Source organism: Paenibacillus sp. SEL1 (genome assembly GCF_054602535.1).
Window position 1 is genome coordinate 92,181 of record NZ_CM137723.1, and the last position, 21,981, is coordinate 114,161.

At 47.1% G+C, this 21,981-nt stretch carries 20 protein-coding genes; all 20 read right to left on the reverse strand.

Annotated features, from left to right (window positions below):
• Positions 1–253: 253 nt before the first annotated feature.
• Positions 254–1,006 (reverse strand): DNA repair protein RecO, encoded by a 753-nt coding sequence (gene recO / locus ACYCSE_RS00425; protein WP_013311133.1) that lies wholly within the window; start codon positions 1,004–1,006, stop codon positions 254–256.
• A 42-nt stretch (positions 1,007–1,048) separates the two neighbouring features.
• Positions 1,049–1,186: a YqzL family protein gene (locus ACYCSE_RS00430; RefSeq protein ID WP_013372137.1), complete on the reverse strand. Its 138-nt coding sequence runs from the start codon at positions 1,184–1,186 to the stop codon at positions 1,049–1,051.
• A gap of 325 nt (positions 1,187–1,511) precedes the next feature.
• On the reverse strand, positions 1,512–2,414 hold the full coding sequence (era, locus tag ACYCSE_RS00435) for a GTPase Era (protein WP_029517791.1): 903 nt from the start codon (positions 2,412–2,414) through the stop codon (positions 1,512–1,514).
• A 49-nt stretch (positions 2,415–2,463) separates the two neighbouring features.
• Positions 2,464–2,838 carry a diacylglycerol kinase family protein gene (locus tag ACYCSE_RS00440; protein ID WP_039272277.1) on the reverse strand — a complete coding sequence of 125 codons (375 nt, stop codon included), beginning with the start codon at positions 2,836–2,838 and terminating at the stop codon, positions 2,464–2,466.
• The gene (gene ybeY, locus ACYCSE_RS00445; protein ID WP_025722123.1) at positions 2,838–3,335 is read right to left on the reverse strand and encodes an rRNA maturation RNase YbeY; all 498 of its coding nucleotides are present in this window, start codon (positions 3,333–3,335) and stop codon (positions 2,838–2,840) included. The genes ACYCSE_RS00440 and ybeY overlap by 1 nt, the downstream gene beginning before the upstream one ends.
• Before the next feature lie 55 nt (positions 3,336–3,390).
• Positions 3,391–5,637: an HD family phosphohydrolase gene (locus ACYCSE_RS00450; protein ID WP_459700772.1), complete on the reverse strand. Its 2,247-nt coding sequence runs from the start codon at positions 5,635–5,637 to the stop codon at positions 3,391–3,393.
• Positions 5,638–5,733: 96 nt separating this feature from the next.
• The gene (locus ACYCSE_RS00455) at positions 5,734–6,705 is read right to left on the reverse strand and encodes a PhoH family protein (RefSeq protein WP_029517794.1); all 972 of its coding nucleotides are present in this window, start codon (positions 6,703–6,705) and stop codon (positions 5,734–5,736) included.
• Between the two features lie 6 nt (positions 6,706–6,711).
• The gene (gene yqfD, locus ACYCSE_RS00460) at positions 6,712–7,905 is read right to left on the reverse strand and encodes a sporulation protein YqfD (protein WP_459700775.1); all 1,194 of its coding nucleotides are present in this window, start codon (positions 7,903–7,905) and stop codon (positions 6,712–6,714) included.
• Positions 7,902–8,195 carry a sporulation protein YqfC gene (gene yqfC / locus ACYCSE_RS00465; protein ID WP_029517796.1) on the reverse strand — a complete coding sequence of 98 codons (294 nt, stop codon included), beginning with the start codon at positions 8,193–8,195 and terminating at the stop codon, positions 7,902–7,904. Before yqfC ends, yqfD begins: the two co-directional genes overlap by 4 nt.
• A 379-nt stretch (positions 8,196–8,574) precedes the next feature.
• Positions 8,575–9,984: an amino acid permease gene (locus ACYCSE_RS00470; protein WP_459700777.1), complete on the reverse strand. Its 1,410-nt coding sequence runs from the start codon at positions 9,982–9,984 to the stop codon at positions 8,575–8,577.
• A gap of 421 nt (positions 9,985–10,405) precedes the next feature.
• Entirely contained in the window at positions 10,406–10,984 is a 579-nt protein-coding gene (locus tag ACYCSE_RS00475; protein WP_250268853.1) for a hypothetical protein, read from the reverse strand.
• Positions 10,985–11,028: 44 nt separating this feature from the next.
• Positions 11,029–12,030, reverse strand: coding sequence for a flotillin-like protein FloA (gene floA / locus ACYCSE_RS00480; protein WP_039272282.1), 1,002 nt, complete (start codon positions 12,028–12,030; stop codon positions 11,029–11,031).
• 43 nt (positions 12,031–12,073) lie between these two features.
• Positions 12,074–13,441, reverse strand: a complete 1,368-nt coding sequence (locus tag ACYCSE_RS00485; protein WP_061828547.1) for an NfeD family protein — start codon at positions 13,439–13,441, stop codon at positions 12,074–12,076.
• A 279-nt stretch (positions 13,442–13,720) separates the two neighbouring features.
• Positions 13,721–14,164 carry a GatB/YqeY domain-containing protein gene (locus ACYCSE_RS00490; RefSeq protein WP_013311146.1) on the reverse strand — a complete coding sequence of 148 codons (444 nt, stop codon included), beginning with the start codon at positions 14,162–14,164 and terminating at the stop codon, positions 13,721–13,723.
• 16 nt (positions 14,165–14,180) lie between these two features.
• On the reverse strand, positions 14,181–14,354 hold the full coding sequence (gene rpsU / locus ACYCSE_RS00495; protein WP_005547957.1) for a 30S ribosomal protein S21: 174 nt from the start codon (positions 14,352–14,354) through the stop codon (positions 14,181–14,183).
• Positions 14,355–14,525: 171 nt separating this feature from the next.
• Entirely contained in the window at positions 14,526–14,885 is a 360-nt protein-coding gene (locus ACYCSE_RS00500) for a histidine triad nucleotide-binding protein (protein WP_025722131.1), read from the reverse strand.
• Between the two features lie 162 nt (positions 14,886–15,047).
• Positions 15,048–16,391 carry an aminotransferase-like domain-containing protein gene (locus tag ACYCSE_RS00505; RefSeq protein WP_459700785.1) on the reverse strand — a complete coding sequence of 448 codons (1,344 nt, stop codon included), beginning with the start codon at positions 16,389–16,391 and terminating at the stop codon, positions 15,048–15,050.
• 329 nt (positions 16,392–16,720) lie between these two features.
• On the reverse strand, positions 16,721–17,125 hold the full coding sequence (locus ACYCSE_RS00510) for a hypothetical protein (RefSeq protein WP_254330583.1): 405 nt from the start codon (positions 17,123–17,125) through the stop codon (positions 16,721–16,723).
• Positions 17,126–17,386: 261 nt separating this feature from the next.
• The gene (locus ACYCSE_RS00515) at positions 17,387–20,782 is read right to left on the reverse strand and encodes an AAA family ATPase (RefSeq protein WP_459700787.1); all 3,396 of its coding nucleotides are present in this window, start codon (positions 20,780–20,782) and stop codon (positions 17,387–17,389) included.
• A complete protein-coding gene (locus ACYCSE_RS00520; protein WP_446675792.1) occupies positions 20,779–21,963 on the reverse strand; it encodes an exonuclease SbcCD subunit D in 1,185 nt (394 codons plus the stop codon). Before ACYCSE_RS00520 ends, ACYCSE_RS00515 begins: the two co-directional genes overlap by 4 nt.
• Positions 21,964–21,981 lie beyond the last annotated feature (18 nt).

Here is a 21,981-nt window from a genome sequence, read left to right on the forward strand (position 1 = left end):
ACTCCCGCGGTTCCACCCTACTTGATTGCGATCCTACATCACCAATCAGATCGTAATCCTCTTTTCCGTGTCCATTCAGATGCTCCCGAGTGCCTTGTTCACGAAGAATTCCCGCTGGGCTTACACCGTCCCCAACTCGCTAATTACAGAGAATACATCCCGCTACTTTCTCGTTCAATGCATCTGCTCCCGAAGGAGATATATAGTAGGATATTACACGTTTTCAGCAATACAGTCAAGAGAATAGGGCGTTTCACATATCGTACTTGTCGAGCTGATCCAAGAAATTGCGGGATTTCAGCTTGACCTCCAACTGCATATCCATGAACTGACGCATGACATGTTTGATCTCCAGCTTAGTGGAGTCCTTCACGTCAATGTTGCCGAGCCGATTCAAATCCATTCTGGCGAACAAGCGCAGCAACTTCAATGTACGTGGAGTCACGCTCAATGCAGCTGGATCAAAATGCTTGTAGCTTCGGCACAAAACTCCGCCTAGCCTCGGACTGACAAACATATCTTCATCAGCACATTGTTGACCACTTGAAATACATGCATCCAGCTGAGGAGCATATCCGGCCGCCTGCAATATTTTAAATTCATAAATACTCATGACGATCAGCGGATCTTTGCCACTCTCCAGCGCCTCCAAACATGCTTTTAGCTGCTTAAACCAGAACGCACCTGTTTCCTCATCCTGTAACACCCGATCGAGTAATTCACAAGCATAAGAAGCGTAAGCAGCCTTAGTAATATCCTCGCGTAATGTATGGTGGGATTGGATGATTTCACCGGCATTCAACGTGCCTAAGCCCGTGTTTCGAAAAAAAACGAATTCACCGTACGTAAACGGCTGCGTTAAAGCAGCGTGACGGCTTTTGGACTTTTTTGCACCTCTGACCAGCACGCCTGCTTTGCCTCCGCTTTCGGTGCAAAGCGTAATAATTTTGTTCCCCTCACCGTAATCCATGCTGCGGATGACGATTCCTTCCACCCTGTAAAGCATGCCTCTTCCCCCAAACATTCGCGAAGAAGCCAGTGGCTTGTACTATTCACGGGCTTCTTCATGCTCGTCCGACTCTCCCTCATCCGTGTCTTGCTCCCTTGTCACGGCGCTCTCCCGATATAACAGATACGCACCGACATCTCCAGTCATCGCAAAATACTTCCACGAAAAATCTCGCAATTGTATTCATCCTTTCTTCGGAAATGACGTTTGCATCTCAAAAATAGGATGATGCGAAGAGAGGAGAAGTATGCGATGAAATAAATGGATTGCGTTAAAAATGCTCCTTATTTCATCACTGGACGAAAAGGGTAAAAAAGAGCAAGAGTTAAGCGCCGCATATGTGCGGCGCTTTGAATGACCAGAAGACTGTTACTTATCTCAGTCATAGAGATCGGACGGCTTTTTTATGATGCTTACAACAACTATACATATTTATTTAATATCAATTTTTTTAGCCTCAATAAACCCTTGAACTAAAGTAACGTAGAATCGAATTCTGTTTTTAAGCATCGCGATGGAAGCCAAGGTCACGAAGAACGCGTTCCTGGTTGCGCCAGTCTTTTTTTACCTTAACCCAAAGTTCCAGGAAAATCTTGGAGCCTAGCAGGTTTTGGATATCCTGGCGGGCCTGTTTGCCCACTTCTTTGAGCATGGCTCCCTGTTTGCCAATAATGATCCCCTTCTGGGAGTCACGCTCTACAAAAATAACAGCCATAATATGCACTACCCCATTATCCTGCACTTTCATGTCTTCAATCATAACGGCAATAGAATGGGGTACTTCCTCACGTGTCATATGCAGAATTTTTTCCCGAACCAGCTCGGCAATAACAAACTGTTCTGGATGATCGGTAATTTGATCATCCGGATAATATTGCGGACCTTCTGGCAAGTATTTTTGCACCTGCTCCAGCAGGGTGTTTACATTGTTGCCCATTTTGGCCGAGATCGGTACGATTTCAGCAAAGTCGTACAACTTGCGATACTGCTCAATCAGGGGTAGCAACGCTTCCGGCTCAATGCGATCAATTTTATTCAGCACCAAGATAACTGGCGTTTTTACTTGTTTAAGCTGTTCCGCAATAAAACGGTCGCCACCGCCTAGACCTTCAGCAGCGTCAATAAGAAAAAGTACCGCTTCTACTTCACCCAACGTATTAAAAGCAGTCTGATTCATGTAATCGCCTAATTTTGACTGGCGCTTATGAATCCCGGGTGTATCCAAAAATACAATTTGCGTGTCCTCTGTAGTAAATACGCCGTGAATTTTGTTGCGTGTAGTTTGTGGCTTGTCTGACATAATGGCGATCTTCTGCCCAATGACGTGGTTCATCAGTGTTGATTTTCCGACATTGGGTCTGCCAACAATTGCGACAAAGCCTGATTTAAAGTGTTTCTTAGCCATTTCATTTCCTCCAGCGCGATTAAGCACCTATTTTATTTTGGTTTTTCCATTAAAACAGCGAACTAATTAACGTCAACATAGGCCTATAAAACACAAATATACCAATAATTACAGCAAAAACCGCTGCCAGGAGCACGGCTCCGGCGGCGGTGTCTTTAGCCGCTTTGGCCAGCGGATGAATATCAGGTGAGATGAGATCCACCGCCGCTTCAACAGCGGTGTTGAACAGTTCGGCTACAATGACTATAGCGATAGCCACGCAGACGAATAACCAGTCGAGCCGGGAGATGTGCAGAGTTAAGCCTGCTACAATGACAAGGAACGCCACGGCCACATGTATCCGCATATTGACTTGCGTACGCAGAGCATACATCACGCCTTCTGCAGCATAGCGAAAGGTCATTCTCCAAGGCTGACGTCTCATTACCTTGTCAACCCCGCTTGAGCCAGTACAGCTTCCTGTTTGCCCATCATTTCAGCTTCACTCACATCATCCTGATGATCATAGCCTAACAGATGCAGAAAGCCGTGAACAAACAAAAAACCGATTTCACGCTCAATGGAATGTCCGTATTCTTCGCTCTGAGCTTGCGCTGTCTGTACAGAGATTATAATATCCCCCAGAACATCCGGTACATCATTCAATGAATTTTCTTCATTCGGTTCGTAAATAATTTCAAGCTCTTCATCCAGTGTCTCCTTCATAGCAAAAGACAACACATCGGTGGGACGATCAATTCCCCGATAGTCCCTGTTCAACTCATGAATTTGCTCATCATTAACGAAGGTAAGGGCTACCTCACCGTCCGTGACTCCTTCCACTCTGCCTGCCTCCTCTAATAAGGTGTTCAGCAGCGTAATTAAAGATTCGTTAATTACCATATCGTTTTGTTCATTATTCCAAGCTAATTGAAGGCCCATGCCAACCGCTCCTTTTAATTCTAGTGCTCTACCCGTGCTTCATGCACAAGTTATATTAAGCTTTTCCGTTTTCAGCCTTGGGCCTTTCCTCTGGATACTCAATACGGGAATGGAAAATCCCCATTACTGTTTCCTTGAGGGTTTGAGCCACGATATCAAGCTCCCGCATGGTCAGCTCGCAGTCGTTAAATTGGTGATCATCAAGACGGCTCTTAATAATTTTCTCAATCATGGATTCAACCTGTTCCACCGTCGGCTTCCGTAAGGAACGAACTGCTGCCTCCACACTATCAGCAATTCCCACCACAGCAGACTCTTTAGACTGAGCCTTCGGTCCCGGATAACGGAAATCATCCTCCGTGAAGTCAGGCTCCACCCCCCGCTCTTCAGCCTCACGCAACGCCTTGTGATAAAAATAGTGTAAGAATGTCGTTCCGTGGTGCTGCTCGGCAATATCGCGAATTGGCTTGGGTAGCTTGTAATCCAATTGCATTTCCACGCCGTCACGAGCATGGGCGATAATGATGGATTTGCTAAGCTTGGGCTCTATTGAATCATGTGGATTTTCCAACCCATTTTGATTTTCAATGAAGTACGAAGGCCTCTTGGTTTTACCAATATCATGATAATACGAACCAACCCGGCACAACAAGCCGTTTGCTCCTATAGCCTCCGCTGCGGCCTCTGACAGATTACCCACCATTACACTATGATGATACGTTCCAGGTGTTTCCGTAAGCAGCTTACGGAGCAATGGATGGTTGGGATTCGACAGCTCAACAAGCTTCAGTGCCGACAAGATACCAAAAGTAGACTCAAAAAATGGCATTAGCCCAATAACAAGTATTGCTGTTATCAGACCGCCTGCAAAAGCAAAAGCTACCCCATAGAGCGTCGTCGTTTGAGTCCAATTTCCTTGGTCAATCAGTGCCAAAGAAAAAACAGACAGGGCACCGAACAGGCATACCATAATCGCCCCTTTGAACAGTGTTGAACGCTGGCTGGCTCGATGGGTAGAGAAAATCGCTGCCAGACAGACCACAATAGCAAAAAATCCAAAATTAAAGTCAAAAATTTGTCCCTGACGGACATTCAAAATAACACTTGCCAATATACTGAATATAACGGCACATACGAAAGCCAACGACATATCAAGCAACAGCGTTACGAGCATAGCTCCAAGCGCGATAGGCGCCAGATAGCCGAGATAGGAACGTTCACTGTTCTGCAGTATGGAAATTAACATCATTGCTCCCACTGTAATCACAAAGATTAATACTAGCATGAGCAACTGCGCATTATTATACTTGAAGTTTCGTGTTCGTGATTGAAATTGACGAATATACATAAACAGGCCCAATGCCAGCATCATAGACAACATAAGCAGCCCAAATTGTGGCCAATAATTGATTTTATCCTTGAGCAACTCATTTTCATCAAGCAGTGTATAGATTTCCTGGGTAATAATCTCACCCTTCTTGACGAGTACTTCACCCTGTTTAATGTAAACTGTCGGTGTATCTTCACGAGCCTGTACCTTGGCGTCCTTCGTAGCTGTATCATCATAAAACTTGTTAGCGGTAATCACAAGCCTTGCAAGTTCCTGAACAACCTCCCGTGAAGTACGCTTAGTAAGCGAGCTTGTACTAACCCGCTCAGCCACTTTCGCTCGGGCTGTCTGAGCATCCGTAATTTGATCATTCATCAACCCTGTCACAATCTCACGGGCAACAGGCCGCATTTCAGCAATATCCTCAGATGTAAGGCGCGGAATTTTAATGAATGTCTCCTCTGGAATTCGGTACGTTTGCTCTTTCGTTTTTTCCAGCACTTCATCCAGCAGCTTATCTGGGTAGGCATCCGCATTACGGCTATTATTCACAAAATTTTGCACAAATTCCCGTGCACGTTGCGGAATCTCATCCTTATAAATCGAAATCTTATCTGCTCTGGAAACCTGATCATCCTGATTGAGCCGTTCAATTCGATCCAAAATACCAGTAATCAGGTTATCGTTGCGAACGGGCACAATGGTATACATGGGCTGCACACGTTCAGCTGATTCCTCTTGAGCCTTCAAAGTCGCCTTACTGTTAGGAAGCTGCATCGGGGCGACAATTTCCTTTTCACTCGGTTGATTTACCCGAATATCATAACGCTCGGGAAGGAGCTTGGACGCAAAGCCTACATAAAAAAGAACCACCAAAAATAAAAACAGAAGATAGCGTGTCGCCACGCTATACTTCCATCCATTCATTCTATGCTGGAACGTTTTCCCTTTAGATAATTCCTTCGAGGTCATCTAAAACAATCCCTCTCCATCATCTTTTTCAAGGCAGCTACACTGCTTATTTTATTACTTTTTCTGATCGTACACACCATACTCGTACTTGAATGGCTATCCTTGATTCTCGGCAACACGGTCATAAGCAACAATGATTTTTTGAACGAGGGAATGACGGACAACATCCTCTTCTGCAAACTGGACAAAGCCTATTTCCTCAATCCCTTGTAAAATCGCATTCGCTTCAATCAGACCGGATTTTTTGCCGCGAGGCAAATCAATTTGCGTGACATCGCCGGTAATTACCATTTTGGAGCCGAAGCCAAGTCGAGTCAAAAACATTTTCATTTGCTCGGGTGTGGTGTTTTGCGCTTCGTCCAAAATAATAAATGAATCATCCAGCGTACGTCCCCGCATATAAGCCAAAGGAGCAATTTCTATTAACCCGCGCTCCAGTGCCTTTGCAGTCTGCTCTGGGCCCATCACATCGTATAGGGCATCATACAATGGGCGTAAATACGGATCAACCTTTTCCTGTAAATCCCCTGGTAAAAAACCTAAATTTTCACCTGCTTCCACCGCAGGGCGAGTCAGTACAATGCGCTTGACTGAACCTTCCTTCAGGGCAGCTACGGCCAGCACTACAGCCAGATAGGTTTTACCAGTACCCGCCGGGCCAATTCCAAATACAATATCGCGTTTCTTAATCGTGGTTACATAGTGCTTTTGTCCAATCGTTTTGACGCGAATCGGTTTACCCCGAAACGTCGTCGTAATTTCACCCTTGAACAAATCGAGCAGCTGATCAGCGCGCAAATCTTTGGCCAATTCAATCGCATAATGGACATCCCTTTCGGTCAGTATATACCCATTGCGAATTAACTGGAGTAATACATCGAACAATTGTTCGAGCACTTCCACCTCGTGTGCATTACCAAAAACATTAACTTCTGCCTCACGAGATGCTATTTTTGCTGGAATAGCGGCTTCGATTAATTTTAAAAAGGAATCCTGCGGGCCAAATAACGCCTGTCCTTCTCCCGCATTGTTCAATGCAATTTGTATGCTGCGTTGTTGTTCTGCCAAATAGCCTCATTCTCCTTGGTTATGAACTAACGGAAGTTCTTCCGCAATATCCTGCTCCACTTCAAAAAGCACTTTCATATAAACTTTACCATTCTCTCTCTTCTCATGCAAAATTTTTTGGCTCATTATTTTCGTTCCTTTGCCGTATTTAGCTAAAATATCAGCTCGCGCGCCTTCTATTCCTGACATTTTCGCTTCTGCTTCCGTAAGCTTCTGCTCTTGTATCTTTGTCTCCCTCACACTTTCGGTCATCCAACCCATCGGAAGTTTGTAGGAACGCCATGTTAGCGGATCATGTTCAACTGTTGTTTTATGTGTAGAATAAGGTATTTTCCCATATCCCCACAATTGTATTGCACGGTTGCCTAACACCAGATACAAGCGGTCGTGACTGGTACCTGTATACGTGCTGCTGCGTTGCACCGTGGGACTGCTAATTTCGTATTCATGCCATACAAGCCCCTTAACCTCTCCTTTGGCTACGACCTGCTGCTGATTCTCCTCATCTCCAAGCGTTCCCGAGATGAGAATGGCTCCTTTTTTGACACGCGTATTTTTATGCACGACAGGACGACCCTGCTCGGCAAAAATTTCAGTGACTACCGCGTCTGCCTTACTGATGATATGACGTGGGCTGTAGAGCGGCGCAGGGGTAGGCTGTGAAGCTTCAACAACCTGAATCGTCACCAAAGTACCCTGTTTTTCCACACCGATCCAGGATGCCTCTGGAAGCTTCTGCATGAGCGCACGGGAAAGCTTGTCTTGACTGGAAAGACGAAAGCTCCATTGAAACGGATACAGCCCCTCCTGTCGGGCGGCTTTGAGAACGGATTCCGTCGAGAGCTTATCATTCCCCTTCACTTCAATGTCCCAGATAAGCGAAGACATCAGCAGGAGACCTATCCAGAACAAAGCCAATCCAGCCAGAAAAAATTTACGTTTGGCAAGTCGTATAACAGTAAAGGGAAGCCCTTGCCGCTTCAGAACATGCATTTTACAGCCTGTCCTTCTCAAAAGCGGGCGTAGGAGGAAGACGTGCGGCAGCAGAAGGTTCATTTCTGCATGTCTAGTACCCATCGGCCGCACGTTCCAAACAGGTATATGTTGATCGGTGAGTAAATTAATGAAAGCTTCCACACTTTCGCCCTTGACAGAAAGGGTAACCGTGCCATGCAGCTTTGCTAAAGCAGGATGTTTCACGAGCCTTCCTCCGTTCCTTCCATTTGGATATCCGTTATATGTCCCTCCACACTTACCTGCTCTGGCAGAATAGACGTAATGACTAGATCATGGCCGGACACCCTCAGCCTGCCTTGCGCAAGTGCAAGTACGAGCTGATCCGGCGTGAAATCCACCACGCCCCGGTGATTCTCCACATAAAGCTGGCGGCTGCCGATGAGGGTTAACCGCGGCAAGTCAAATAGAATGTCCTGCGGAAGCTCCAGCGTCTCGCTGGCCCACTTTCGCAGTTTGCGGCTCATCCTGCTCATACGGCGAAATCTCCTTTCCCGTCATCAAAACATCTGTTATCCAACGGCTCATAGTTGTTTTGATGACAGCACGCTGCTATTTTTCCATCTTCTGTTATTGCCATTCGGACCCATAGATGTTTCATGGCAGCTACGCTGCTGGCTTTTCATCGTATATTCTTATTATCAGTGAACACCATTACACCAGCGCCACAGATATCTGTTCTGTACATTTTATGATCCAGTCCCCGCATTTATGAGGCTAAACTTACAATTCGTAGCTGCTACTATATTGCAGAGGCAAAAGATGGGTTCTTTCAAAATTCACAACCAAAAAAGCCAACCTCGTTTTCATATCGAAAACAAGGTTGGCTTTTTTGATTTTCATTATATGACACGGTTATTTCTCGGTATCTCGATTCAAAAGAGAGTTTTTTCTAGAGTATAAGAAGTAAACAGCCATACCAATGACAAGCCAAATCATAAAGCGAATAAATGTCTGACCATTCAAATTAAGAATGAGCACCCCACATGAAACGATAGCCAGGATTGGAATATACGGAACTCCAGGACATCGGAAGGCCCTTGGCAAATCAGGTTGTGTTTTTCTCATAACGATGACGGCGATCGAAATCAGAATAAATGCTGACAGGGTTCCAATGTTCACCAAACTAGCTAACTCATCTAGCGGGATCAGCCCACCCATTAATGCAGATAAAGTACCGAAAAACAACGTGTTAATGTAGGGCGTTTTATATTTGGAATGAACCTTGGATAATACTTTGGGGACTAAGCCGTCACGTGACATAGCAAACATAATGCGAGTTTGACCATAGAGCATAACCAGCATGACCGTTGTCATTCCTAAGATAGCTCCTATATCTATAATACCTGCAACCCAGTTCTGACCCGCAACCTGCAATACCAATGACACAGGGTGAGAGATACCTTCAAATTGCATAAACGGTACTATACCAGTCATAATCGCGCTAACAACGACATACAAAAATGTACAAACAACAAGTGAGAAAATAATGCCTCGCGGTAAATCACGAGCGGGATTTTTGGTTTCTTCAGCTGCTGATGAAACAGCATCAAAACCAATAAAAGCAAAAAACACAAGAGCTGCGGCTCCAAACACCCCATTGAACCCAAACGGTATAAACGGTGTCCAGTTATCTGGCTTCACATATTTAAAAGCAACGATGATAAACAATAAAATAACAACAATTTTTACGATTACCATGATGTTGTTTATCCGTTTTGATTCTTTTATCCCAAAATAAAGTAAGAACGTGATACCCATCAAAATTAAAAAAGCTGGGAGATTAAAATAAGTCGTTTGGTCTTTTAAAGCCCCAGGTGCAGCAGTGAATTCAAGCGGAATGTGAAGGCCAATTCCATTCAAAAATGATACAAAGTAACCCGACCAACCTGCGGAAACGGCGCTGGCTGCCAGCATGTATTCCAAAATCAAATCCCATCCAATAATAAAGGCCAATAGTTCCCCCATCGTTGCATATGTAAAAGTGTAAACAGAACCAGATACTGGAACGGTGGATGCAAACTCCGCATAAGCCAATGCTGCGAATAAACAGGCGAGTCCCGCAATCACAAAAGAAAGAACCAAGCCTGGACCAGCTGTAACTGCTCCCGTACCTGTCAACACAAAAATCCCCGTTCCAATAATGGCTCCAATTCCAAGCATCGTTAAATCAAACGCACCCAGTTCCCTTTTGAGTGCTTTTTCCCCCCGCGTAGCAGCAATCAACTGATCAATGCTCTTCTTTCTGAACAAGCTATTCCCCATCCATTCCATCCTCCTAAAAATTAATTTTTCATTTTTATAACCTCGTTTTATCACCTCAATTTAAATCAAATTTTAGCTAAATATGGAGTTAATTTCATAAATATCTATCATTGAGAACATTATATATAAAAAAGAAAAAATGAAAACTACTTTCGGAAAGCTTCATTCATATTGTTACATTTGATCATTTTTCACGAATATATTTTCATAAATGAGGCCCTAAATTAGACAAAATGCCGCCATTTTAGATGACAGCAAATGTTAGAAACCTAGGGCACACAAGAGATTATCACATTCGTTGTCAGGTAATTAGAGCATCTGTCGTTAATTCACTTTTTATTCTGAGCATGCTTATGTATTCCTAAAGCATCACAAAAAAAAGACCCGCCACAGCCAAAGCCGTGACGGATCCACTATCATTTTAACGTCTTCCTCCACCCATGTAGCGCTTGGAACGCGGAGGACCTAATATTTCTGCCCAAATCACACCTCTGCGCAGATCAGCCGTATCCACCGTATTACGGTCTTGCGAAGCTATCTCTGGCGCATCTGTAATTTCCCCTGACTCCCTCGCGTTGGATATACGATCGAGACGGGCTAAAACCAATCTGCGTTCTTCTTCCATAGCACGGATCCGATCCTCTAGAGTCGAACCGTTATCTAATGAATCCCGGTCCATCCGTTCTTCCGTTTCCGACCGATCGCCCACTTCTTCTATACGACGAGCCTCCATAACCGCCCGTCGTTCATTAGGAAATTGACGTTGCAACTCACCAGCAACATCCTGCTGGCGCTGCTCTTGCCCATGTTCCGTTGTGAAGGGTCTGGATGACGTCGAGAGCCCGCGAGAACCATGATCACCCCCAAAGGTAGGCATACCTTTTCGCGGCGGTGATTTCCGCCCTGTACCTTGGATGCTTTTCCCCAAGAAGGACACCAAAGCAAAGCCAATCACGATCAGGATATACAAATGTTCAAAGATCCAGCTGATAAAGTTCATTACTCACCACCTAGCTGCCGTAATTCATCGGCTATGTCCCGTTATTAATCCCGGTTCTTGTTGTCATTCCCCGAGTTCTCATTCGGTTTGCCTAAGGAGCTACGCATTTGCGTATCTGCCTCAATATTTTTCAAATTCATATAGTCCATGACGCCAAGCTTCCCGCCACGCAGTGCTTCAGCCATTGCCAGCGGCACTTCGGACTCGGATTCCACCACGCGTGCTCTCATTTCTACAACACGTGCCTTCATTTCCTGCTCCTGCGCTACAGCCATCGCACGCCGCTCTTCCGCTTTTGCCTGCGCAATACGTTTGTCCGCTTCCGCCTGCTCTGTTTGTAGAAAAGCACCGATATTTTTACCTACATCAACGTCCGCAATATCAATGGACAGGATTTCAAATGCTGTCCCGGCATCCAAACCTTTGGACAATACAGTTCTTGAAATTGAATCTGGATTCTCCAATACGTCCTTATGCGAGTTACTGGAACCTACGGTTGTAACAATACCTTCACCGACCCGTGCAATAATCGTTTCTTCTCCGGCACCCCCAACAAGTCGATCAATGTTGGCACGCACCGTAACACGAGCTTTAACCTTTACTTCGATACCATCCTTGGCGACCGCAGCCACAATAGGTGTCTCAATAACACGCGGATTAACGCTCATTTGGACCGCTTGCAGAACATCCCGTCCCGCAAGGTCAATCGCTGCCGCACGTTCAAACTCAAGCGGAATGTTAGCTCGCTGCGCAGCAATCAACGCATTGATCACTCGGTCTACATTCCCTCCTGCGAGAAAATGGCTTTCCAGCTGGTTGATGTTCAAGCCCAGACCCGCCTTGGTTGCCTTAATGAGCGGATTGACAATTCGGCTTGGCGTGACGCGCCGTAACCGCATAGCTACCAGCGTAATGATACCAATGCGCACACCCGAAGCCAATGCTGAAATCCACAGCATCACCGGGAAGAAACTGAAAAATACGCTCAATACAATAATCACTACAACGGCAATCAGCAAAACGCTGACAATACCCGATTCGAACACTCGCATCATCCTCCATTAATCTAATTCTTTGTTGTTTACTTGTTTAGACGCTAGTGTCTGCCTTGACCACAATTCGCCCACCTTCTACTTTGGATACTATAATCGGCATATCTGTAGCAATAAACTCGCCGTTCGTTACAACATCGACTCGCTCATCAGCGATCAGCACCGTTCCGGCTGGACGAAGTGGTGTCAGACTGACACCCCTTTGACCTAATAGCATTTCCCGGTTCACAACTGAAGAAAAACCTTGGTCAGCCGTTAAACTTTCTTTAAGTATAAAACGGTTCCATATCCCTCGGTCCTTGAATACAACCGCGATGATCGCCACCACGGCAACCGCAGCTGCAAAGGCAATGCCCAAAGATATAAACGCGTGCTGCATGTTGTATGCTGCGCGAACAACTCCGGCGACAAGGCTGACGGAACCCAAAATGCCCAAAATACCAAAGCTTGGGATGAACATTTCAAGGATAAGCAGAGCCAGACCGATAATAAACAACAACCACGTCTCCGAACCTGCAAAACCAGCGATATAATTGCCGAAAAAATACAACCCAAATCCGAGTATGCCCAAAATTCCAGGTACACCAAAACCGGGTACGAGCAGCTCAATAACGACACCCGCGATACCGATAAATAAAAGCAACGTCTGCACAATTGGGTTGGTCAATATCTCGGCTGCTTTTTCAGCCCATGTTCGCTCCACATGAATTACATCATCCGTGCTGTAACCCATCCACTGGATAACTTCTTGTTCGGAAGACGCGATGTGATCCGCATAACCCAACTTCAGCGCTTCCTCACTGGTTAAAGAAATGATCTGACCATTTTCCTTATTAAAGTTCATCTCTGGAATAGATATGGTCGTTTTAGAGTCAACCATACCTCTGGCAATATCCGGATTACGTCCTCCAGCTTCTGCGGCAGATGCCATGCTACTCTTCCACCAAGCTATCGTTTTTGGATCTGTGATAGCCTGCCCCCTGCCGTCTACTAACGCTGCTGCTCCGATAATACTCCCCGGTTTCATAACAATCTTGTTTGCGCTCAACGCAATATAGCTACCCGCTGAGGCCGCTTCGCCCCTTATATAGGCTACGGTCGGAATTGGACTGTCTTTAATCAGTTTGCCCAGCTTCTCCGCTGTATCTACCCGTCCACCGGGAGTGTTAATATCCAGTAAAATCAGACCTGCTTTGAAATCTGCTGCTTCTGCAAATCCACGTTCCATAAATTTGCCCAGACCTCGCTCAATTTCCTGATCAACGGGTATAACAAACACAGCTCCACCTTTAGTTTGGGCCGCCGCTGATTCGGAATGAACTAAGGGTAACAGCAAAACGGATACCATAATCCACAACGTTAAAAAGATCAATTTGCGACTGGAGTGGTGATGTTCTCTATGCATTTCTCTCCCCCCTTTCGATCTTTCTATGTTACAGCATACCAAACTTTGTTAGACAAACTATACAGTTTTCAGGATTTAATGTGAAATTATTGGGTATATTGCTAATCCTGACGGCTGTCAGATACTTTACGCACCCAATGGACATCACGTTTCACACAATTAACGATAACGCTTACATATAAGAATCTTTCATCATTACATTCTATGGTAGGCATCGCTTATATAGAAATAACACCCTCTGTAAACAGAGGGTGTTGTGTTTTCCTGTTTGTCGCAGGTTTATTGCAGAAATTGCTGAACCGCTTGGTTCACGAGCTTACCGTCAGCGCGGCCTTTTACCTTAGGCATCAAGGCCGTCATTACTTTCCCCATCTCGGCTTTCGAAGAAGCACCGGTTTCCTGGATGGTCTGCTGTACAATAACTTTAATTTCTTCCTCAGAAAGTTGTTCGGGAAGGTACTGAGCGATGATCTCTATTTCTGCTTTAGTGCTTGTCGCAAGTTCATCACGACCGGCTTTTTCAAATTCATGGAGGGCATCTTTTCGCTGTTTGATCTCACGACTCAGAATATCAAGCACTTCGTTGTCGTCCAAATCCCGTTTCAAATCTATTTCAAGATTTTTAATCGTAGAACGAACCATTCGAATGGTGGAGAGTTTGAACTTGTCCTTACTCTTCATTGCTTGCTTCATATCTTCGTTCAATCGTTCGCTCAAATTCATGATTGCTTAGATCCTCCTAGAACTTTCTCTTACGAGCAGCCTCGGACTTTTTCTTGCGCTTTACGCTTGGCTTTTCATAATGCTTGCGTTTCTTCACCTCAGCCAATACGCCATCCTTAGCAATGGAACGTTTAAAGCGACGAAGTGCAGCATCAATTGTCTCGTTTTTGCGAACTTTAGTTTCAGACACCAGTTTTCCCTCCCTCCGACCAGACCGTCCAAGAGCAATAACACGGTTCATCAAATTTTATTATAGGTGAAACGGAAACCAGGTGTCAACCTATAAGAAAAAATGAATACATAAAGGGCCATTTTTCTCCATTCACTTCCGTATTACTGAAAAGGCAAGCTCTGTCATTTTTTAAGAATGTGAGTCCGAAATACCTGTCAAGGCACCCAATTTGGCGCCGCCCAGTAAGTGATAATGCAGATGCCCCACCGCTTGTCCACTATCCGGGCCACAGTTGTTAATCAACCGATAGCCAGACTCAGCGATTCCTAACTTTTTCGCAACCTCAACCGCAACACGATGAATCTCCGCGATAAGAGGAAGATCCTCCTCCGTCACAGCGTTCATCGAAGGAATATATTTTTTGGGAATAATGAGCACGTGTACTGGCGCCGCAGGCTGGATGTCATGAAATGCGAGCACATTGTCGGTTTCCAACACCTTTTTGCTGGGGATGGTTCCATCCACAATTTTCAAAAACAGATCGTCCATTCAAAACCCTCCTTTGGCAGTGAGCCGATCATAAGTAAATAGGCATAAACAGCCCTTGCTCTCGGCATTCAAAGTTATGTATTTCCCACACTGAATAGAAACATATACAGCCATGTTTGGTTATACTTATGTTTCTATATGTATCATAACGGAAAAAGGGTCTTAATACCAGTTTCCCTTACTAACTTCCTCTATAATAGCTTTCACCCCTGCATCAATTTGATCCAAATGCGCGCGCGAAATACTTATGCGCAAAAACTTCTCTTGTTCCCTATAGCCTGATAAATAAAAGCCATTGCCAGCTACAACCTGGATGTTCCTCGCGGAAAGACACTGTACCAAACGTCCCAAATTCACCGTCCGAGGCAGTTTAAACTGCATATAAACTCCTGAGGTTACAGCTGAAGTCTGAACGTATCCGCCCTGATTGTATCGTTCCACAGCCTTGTTAAGAGCACGAACGCGCTCCGAATACAGTTTACATATCGTGTGCTTGTGGCGTTCATACATTCCATTTTTAATATAAATATCAAGCGCCGCCTGAGACAAAATAGATGTGTCGACATATCTTTTATAGGTATTAAACGTCTTCAATAGGGATTCTGGCAATACCGCAACTCCTAATCGTAAGCCGGGGAAAATGATTTTCGAGAAGCTTTTCAAATAAATAACATGGTTCGTCTGGTCGTATGCATAAATGGGATCAAAAAGATGATCGGTCCCCAAATCTGCCATATAGTCATCTTCTACAATGTACACATCATATTTGGCGGCTAAGGCAGCTATCGCTTTTCGCTCCTCTGTGTTGTAAGAGACTCCTAATGGATTATGATATCTTGACATGGTATAAAAAAACTTGATGCTCTCGTTCTTAAATTGGTTCTCCAATTCGTGAAAATCCATACCTTCCGCTGTCCGGACGATGGTACTGACGGGTATGTTCTCTTCCTCCAGAAAACGCAAATATATATCGTAACTTGGCTGCTCGACCAAAACCTTTTCTTTGCCATTGGGAAACGGCATTTTAGCGAGTATCTCCAATGCCTGCTGAACACCCGAAGTAACGATAATCCGATCCATTTTTGCAAACACCTGAGTATCGGCTAAATGGGAAACCAATGTATGACGCAGTGTTTCCAGTCCTTGCGAATCACCATAGGTGAACAGATGATATTTGTAGGTGTCAATAGCCTGATTCAAACAATGTTGGAAATCCAGATAAGGGAATACATTTAAATCCGGGGAGGCTGAGGCAAAATCAACGAAGTCTTGCATATGGCTATGGTGTAAATCGCCCGAATTTTCCACTACATAGTATCCACTTTGCGGTATGGAATAGATGGCGTGTTTCTTTTCAAGTTCAGCGTATGCCCGCAAAATCGTGCTTTTGCTGCACCTGTATAATTCAGAAGCCTCACGGACCGACGGCAGCTTGTAACCTGATTTATATTGTCCCTCGCGAATTTTAAGTTCTATATCCAATAAAATTGAAACGTATTTTTTCACAATATCCTCCCACCTGCTCTTTACATACTCATTACATGCTCATTTCATTACATGCTTATTCCGTCTTATGTTTCTTTACACGCTAGATGTTACCATGGTTTATGGATAAACAGGATACCTCATTTCATTGAACTGTACTGATACAGTTTCAATTATTGGATCATATTTGGGATGGTTTACGTGAAAAAGAGGCTGTTTCTTCATAATGGAAGAAACAGCCTTGCATGGTGATGATGTATGGATGCGCCTTAAAGTCACTTGTACTGTACAAGAACTGTAGGCGGGAGAGAGCAGAGAATTCACTATATCTGGCGACTAAGGAATTAGGATTAGTAATAAGGCAGCAAGCTAATCGCTGTCAACGCTGCAAGTGGCAGAATCAAACGATTAAAGCGACGACGTCCGTATGGGAACCCATATGCATAAGCGGGTACTGGATACGGGTACGGATACGGGTACGGAGGATAAGACGCATAGCCACCATAAGCACGGGAGCCGCAGCCACAATTGTTAGGTGGATATGGGAGATTAACATTGACTTTCTCCATCTCGTCTCCACCCATAGGAACGGCTAAGTATATCTTTTCATCATCCACATGCTCTACAATGCCATCATACATTGTCCCGTCCTTCACCCATACGCATACATAACGATGCATATGCTTTTGACATAGTGTTTTAGCATCCGTCTGTTCCGGTGCTGTAACTTTTTCGGTTGTCATGCTTTTTTCCATGGTTGTTTCCTCCTAGGCTCTTGCATGTATACCGTATGTTATTCAAAAACGGGCTATTTGCTACATCAAATTGGGCGAATTCCGGCTTGCAAAAAAAAGAAGCACCCCGGGAGCTCTTGGCAGAGCCCCTCTGAACGGACGTATGACGGGAAGATTTCTTCCGCAGCATACGTCCGCCGGGGTGCTGTATGATTAACTTGTCGGCTTGGCTGTATTATAACAATAGTTTGAAACTGTATCTGTGACCTGTATCACATTACTTCAAAAAGTTTCCATAACCACACGTGAGCCGCCTCCAGCCTGCTCTGCTGGAAGAACAACTAGCTTGCGCGGAAGACGGGCCCGTAGTTCAGGCACATGACTAATCACACCAACAGACAATTGATCGTGGTGCAGCTTTTCCAGTGAAGTGATCACTGTGTCAAGCAGCTCAGGGTCCAACGTTCCAAAGCCTTCATCCAGAAAGAAAAATTGCAGAGGGTATTGGCCCCGCAATTGAATTTGAGCCGACAGCGCAAGCGCAAGCGACAAGGAGGTCAGGAATGTTTCGCCACCGGACAAGGTCGATACTGGACGTTTGACCCCACCGTTGGCATCGTCACTAATGACAAAACCACCGCTGGAATCTACCTCTAGCGCGTAACGTTGCTTGGTCAGAAAACGCAGGCGGCGTGAAGCTGACTGGCTGACCTGCATGAGCTGCTCCTCGGCAATATATTCAACAAAGGCATTGCCACGAAAAACAGACTGGAGCTTGGACATTTTTTCCGCTTCGCTACGCAAATGTATACGATTGGACTCCAGCTTCATCCAGCGGACGTGTCGATGCTGCAAGTCCTCTAAATCACGCTCAGCCTTGGCGCGATTCTGAAGCGCCTCTTCGTCGCGTGCACGGCAATCACGTAGCTGTGCAGTGGCCGTTTCCCACTGTTCCTCTGTTACCGTTGCTCCATTCAGCTGCTCTTCGACATGTTTTAAGCGGGAAGACAGCTCTTTTTCCCGTTCTCGATGCAAACTCGCTTCACGCTCATAGCGTGCGGCTTCTTCCGGTCCCAGGCAACATTCCATGACTTCTGCTTCCGTAACGAAGGAGGAGGCTTCCAAACGGCTGCCCCAACGGGACTCTGCCATCTGACGTCTTTCTTCTGCCGAGTCGGAGGCCTGCCGGGCAATCAGTGAAGCATGAACGGCTTGCTGCTTGCGTTCTTCCGCTTCGGTACGGCGGCGTGCCGCGGCTTCGGCTCCGTTTTTCAGCCCCAACAGTCGCGAGGTCGCTTCTTCCAGCAATGAAGCCGCTTGGCCATCTCCAACCCACTTTAGGAGCTGTGCTAGCTTTTCACGAAGCGAATCATCTTTGCTTTGGAGCCCTGTACGACGGGCAATAATGATTTTGTCCTCCTCGATGATACTCTGCTGTATCTGTTGAACACGCGCCGCCTTTCCTTCGAGGAAGGTCACACTCGTCTCCAGCCGGGACCGCAGCTCTTCCGCACGCCCGTCGCGCTCCTGCATGGCACGGTAACGCTCCGCAGCTTCGCTCGGAGCGACATCCGGCAGCTGCGCCGCCCATTCGCCGCGCAGCCCCTCGCTGCGCGTGGTGCATGCCTCGCGCTTGCTGCGTGCCTGCGTCAGCGCTGCAGCTGCTGCCTCCTGCTCGGCGGCAGCACGGATACGCCGCTGCTGTCCGGCGGCGTCTGCCTCGCGTAGCGCCTGTGCCTCGGCAGGCAGTGCATGCGCACGTGCAGCTAGCTCTGCCGCAGCACGCTCCAGCGCCGTGCAGCGCTCCACCCAAGCGGCAATACCGCGCGGCTCTGCTGGCGCTGCCGCAGGCGTGAAAGGCTCGCCCGTGGCGGCAGCGCCGCTGTCTGCGGTGGCGGGCTGCGCCAGCAAGCTGCGCTGCTCGTGCAACTGCTGGCGCAGTGTGAGGCGCAGCTCCTGCAAACCAAGCCGCAGGCGGTGCAGCTCATCTGGCGCAGCGGCATCCGCGCTATGCGCCGCAACGACGGCAGGCGTGGGGTGATGCAGCGAGCCGCACACTGCGCACGGCTCGCCTTCGCGCAACTCGGCAGCGAGATGCTGTGCGAGACGCCCCAGCTCCTCCGCACGGAGCTCGTGGCGCAGTTGTTCTTCCTCGGAGACCAGTGACGACATATCGGCGGTGATCTCTGCCTCCAACGTCAGCAATGCCTCAATGCCATCAGCTGCCTGTGCAGCAAAGGCAGAACGCCGTGCCTCTGTCTCCTGTGTCTCCTGGTCCGTCAGCTTTAAACGTTCGTCAGCTTGCGCAAGCCGTTTCTCCTGAGCGGTGTACTCCAGTTCAGCTTCACGCAATTGCTCATTCGCGATTTCCAGCTGTTGCAACCGTTGCACAGCCTCTTGCAGAATACGCCGCTCATCTGCCCGCACTTCATTTTGCTTTAGCTCTTGTTGAAGCTCTTGCTGTCGCTTCAAGCCTCGCGTCTGTAGCTCTTGTTCCTTTGCGAGTCCTTCTGCATGTTCAGCAAGGGTTTGTTCGCTTTGCACAAGCTCGGCCGCCAGACGTTCCCGTTCGGTCCGCAATGCTTCCGTATCACGCTCCAGATGAAGTGCCTGCTCTAGTTGGTCGATCCGAAGCAATAGCTTCGGTTCTTCGGCACTGAGTGCTTGCCGGGCCTGCTCATCTGCTTGCGCAGACACAAGCGCAGCCTCCTGCGCGGTAGTGGCCAAGACTGCCATTTCTTCGGCAGTCTTTTGCCGTTTTTCCGCTTCAGCAATGGCTTCCTTCCAATCCGTCAGCGCAGGCAGCAATGCCTCGGCTGCAGATGCTTGTCGAAGCTTGCGCTCCAGCAAAGCAATGCCCGGCTCCTGTGCTGCCAACTGCTCCAGCTCGTTCGATCTTTGGCTAAGCTCGACGACCAGCTCACGGGTTTTGTTTAGCGCCTCCCATTCACGTGAGACACGCTCTAGCTCACGACGCGAAGCTTCTGCATTGGCAATCGCCTCTTTGAGACGCAACTCTACATGTTCAAGCGCTTCAGCACTGGCATCTCCCAGCCCTTGCTGCTCTGCTTCTAACGCTTTCAGTGCGATATCGTTATCTTTCACACGACGGCTCAGCTTCTGTGCAAGTTGATCTCCGTACTTCTCCAGATGGAACAAACGCTGTAGCATCTGTCTGCGTTCACTGCCTTTTAAGGACAAGAATTCCGCAAACTTTCCCTGCGGTAATACGACAGCTCGTGTAAAATCGTCCATTTTCAGACCGATATACTCCTCCACACAGCGCGTCACATCCTGCACCTTATCGGCAAGCACTTCCTCGCCATCCTCTGTTAACGCAATAAAACGGCTAAGCGTATTATTAACCGATACGCCTCCAGCACGTTTGAAACGTCGTTCTACACGGTAACGACGAGGTCCTTGAGCTGACATTAATTCAAACATAAATGCAACAGACAACGTATCCTCAGCATGATTCATAATGCCTTGTGTACCATTCACTGCCCGCTCCACTTTACCGTACATAGCCAACGTAATGGCATCCAGCAGCGTTGATTTTCCACTACCTGTTGGGCCAAAAATTCCGAACAGCCCAGTTTCGGTCAAATCGTCAAAGCGAATTTCCTGCGACTCCCGGTAGCTTTGCAACCCCGCCAGTTTTAGAAGGATTGGTTTCATGCGTCATCCTCCTCAGCGTGGTCTCTTGCATCATCCTGTTCCACCAGTTCCAGAAACAACTGTACTAATCCGTCATCTGGCTGTGCTCCACCTGTCTGCCGCTGATAGAATGCCCGGAACAACTCATGCACTGGCAGTTCTGATCGTTGGTGCTCCAGCTGTGCGGCAGCCATTTCTGGATACATGGGGCGAATATGAATGATGCCTTCACGGCTTTTGCGCAGCCGCTGAATATCTCCCATCGACATCGCTTCATCCAGCGTAATTTCCAGATCAATAAAGGCATCGGCATCCAATCCTTCGTCCAGCCAGCGATATACTTCCTCCAGACCTCCCCGTGCGCGCCACCTCACTAATGGGCGTCCACTGGTGATATACAGTTCCTCGACCTGAGCAGGCTTGCCAGCAACCACGTCAATTAACGTAACCGATTTGGCTTGTCCGGCTTCGGAAAAGCTATAAGCCAGCGGCGAGCCACTGTAACGCATCAGCCCGTCTCCCTTCACATATTGGGGACGATGCAAATGTCCTAGAGCCGTATACTGTGCCCCAATGCTCAAAGCAGACGGATCTACGGTATACGCCCCCCCGACCTGAATCGGACGTTCCGAATCCGACTCCAGCCCGCCGAGCACATAAATATGGCTCATCGACAAATTAACGGTGTCAGGCCGAAATGCTGTACCCAGTTGTGACATCAGCAAGCCCACACGGCGGCTGTATGCCTCGCGCAAGACTGTTTCATCCCCGTCTTCAGACAATAGCTCGTTCAGACGAGACTCGGATGGATATGGCAAGGCTGCAATGCATGCCATTTCACCCGTTCGCGGTGTACGAATGCGTACCGCTTCCCCATGGGGCAGTCCCAACAATGTAATTCCACGCCCGCTCACCAGAGGTGTGACCGAGGATACCCTTTCCGGCTGATCATGATTGCCCGCAATGACGACTAGTGGTCTTCCTCCAGCCGTAAGACGGGCAGACGTTTCATAAAACAATTGCTCGGCTGCGGCCGAAGGATTGACTGAGTCATATACGTCTCCAGCCATCATAATCAAATCGGCCTGCTGATCGTCAGCCATTTTCGCCAACTCTTCCAAAAACGCCTCCTGCTCCTTCAAACGGCTGCGTCCTTCCAACGTGCGGCCCAAATGCCAATCACCTGTATGCAAAATCCGCATGCTATTCCTCCTCTCCCT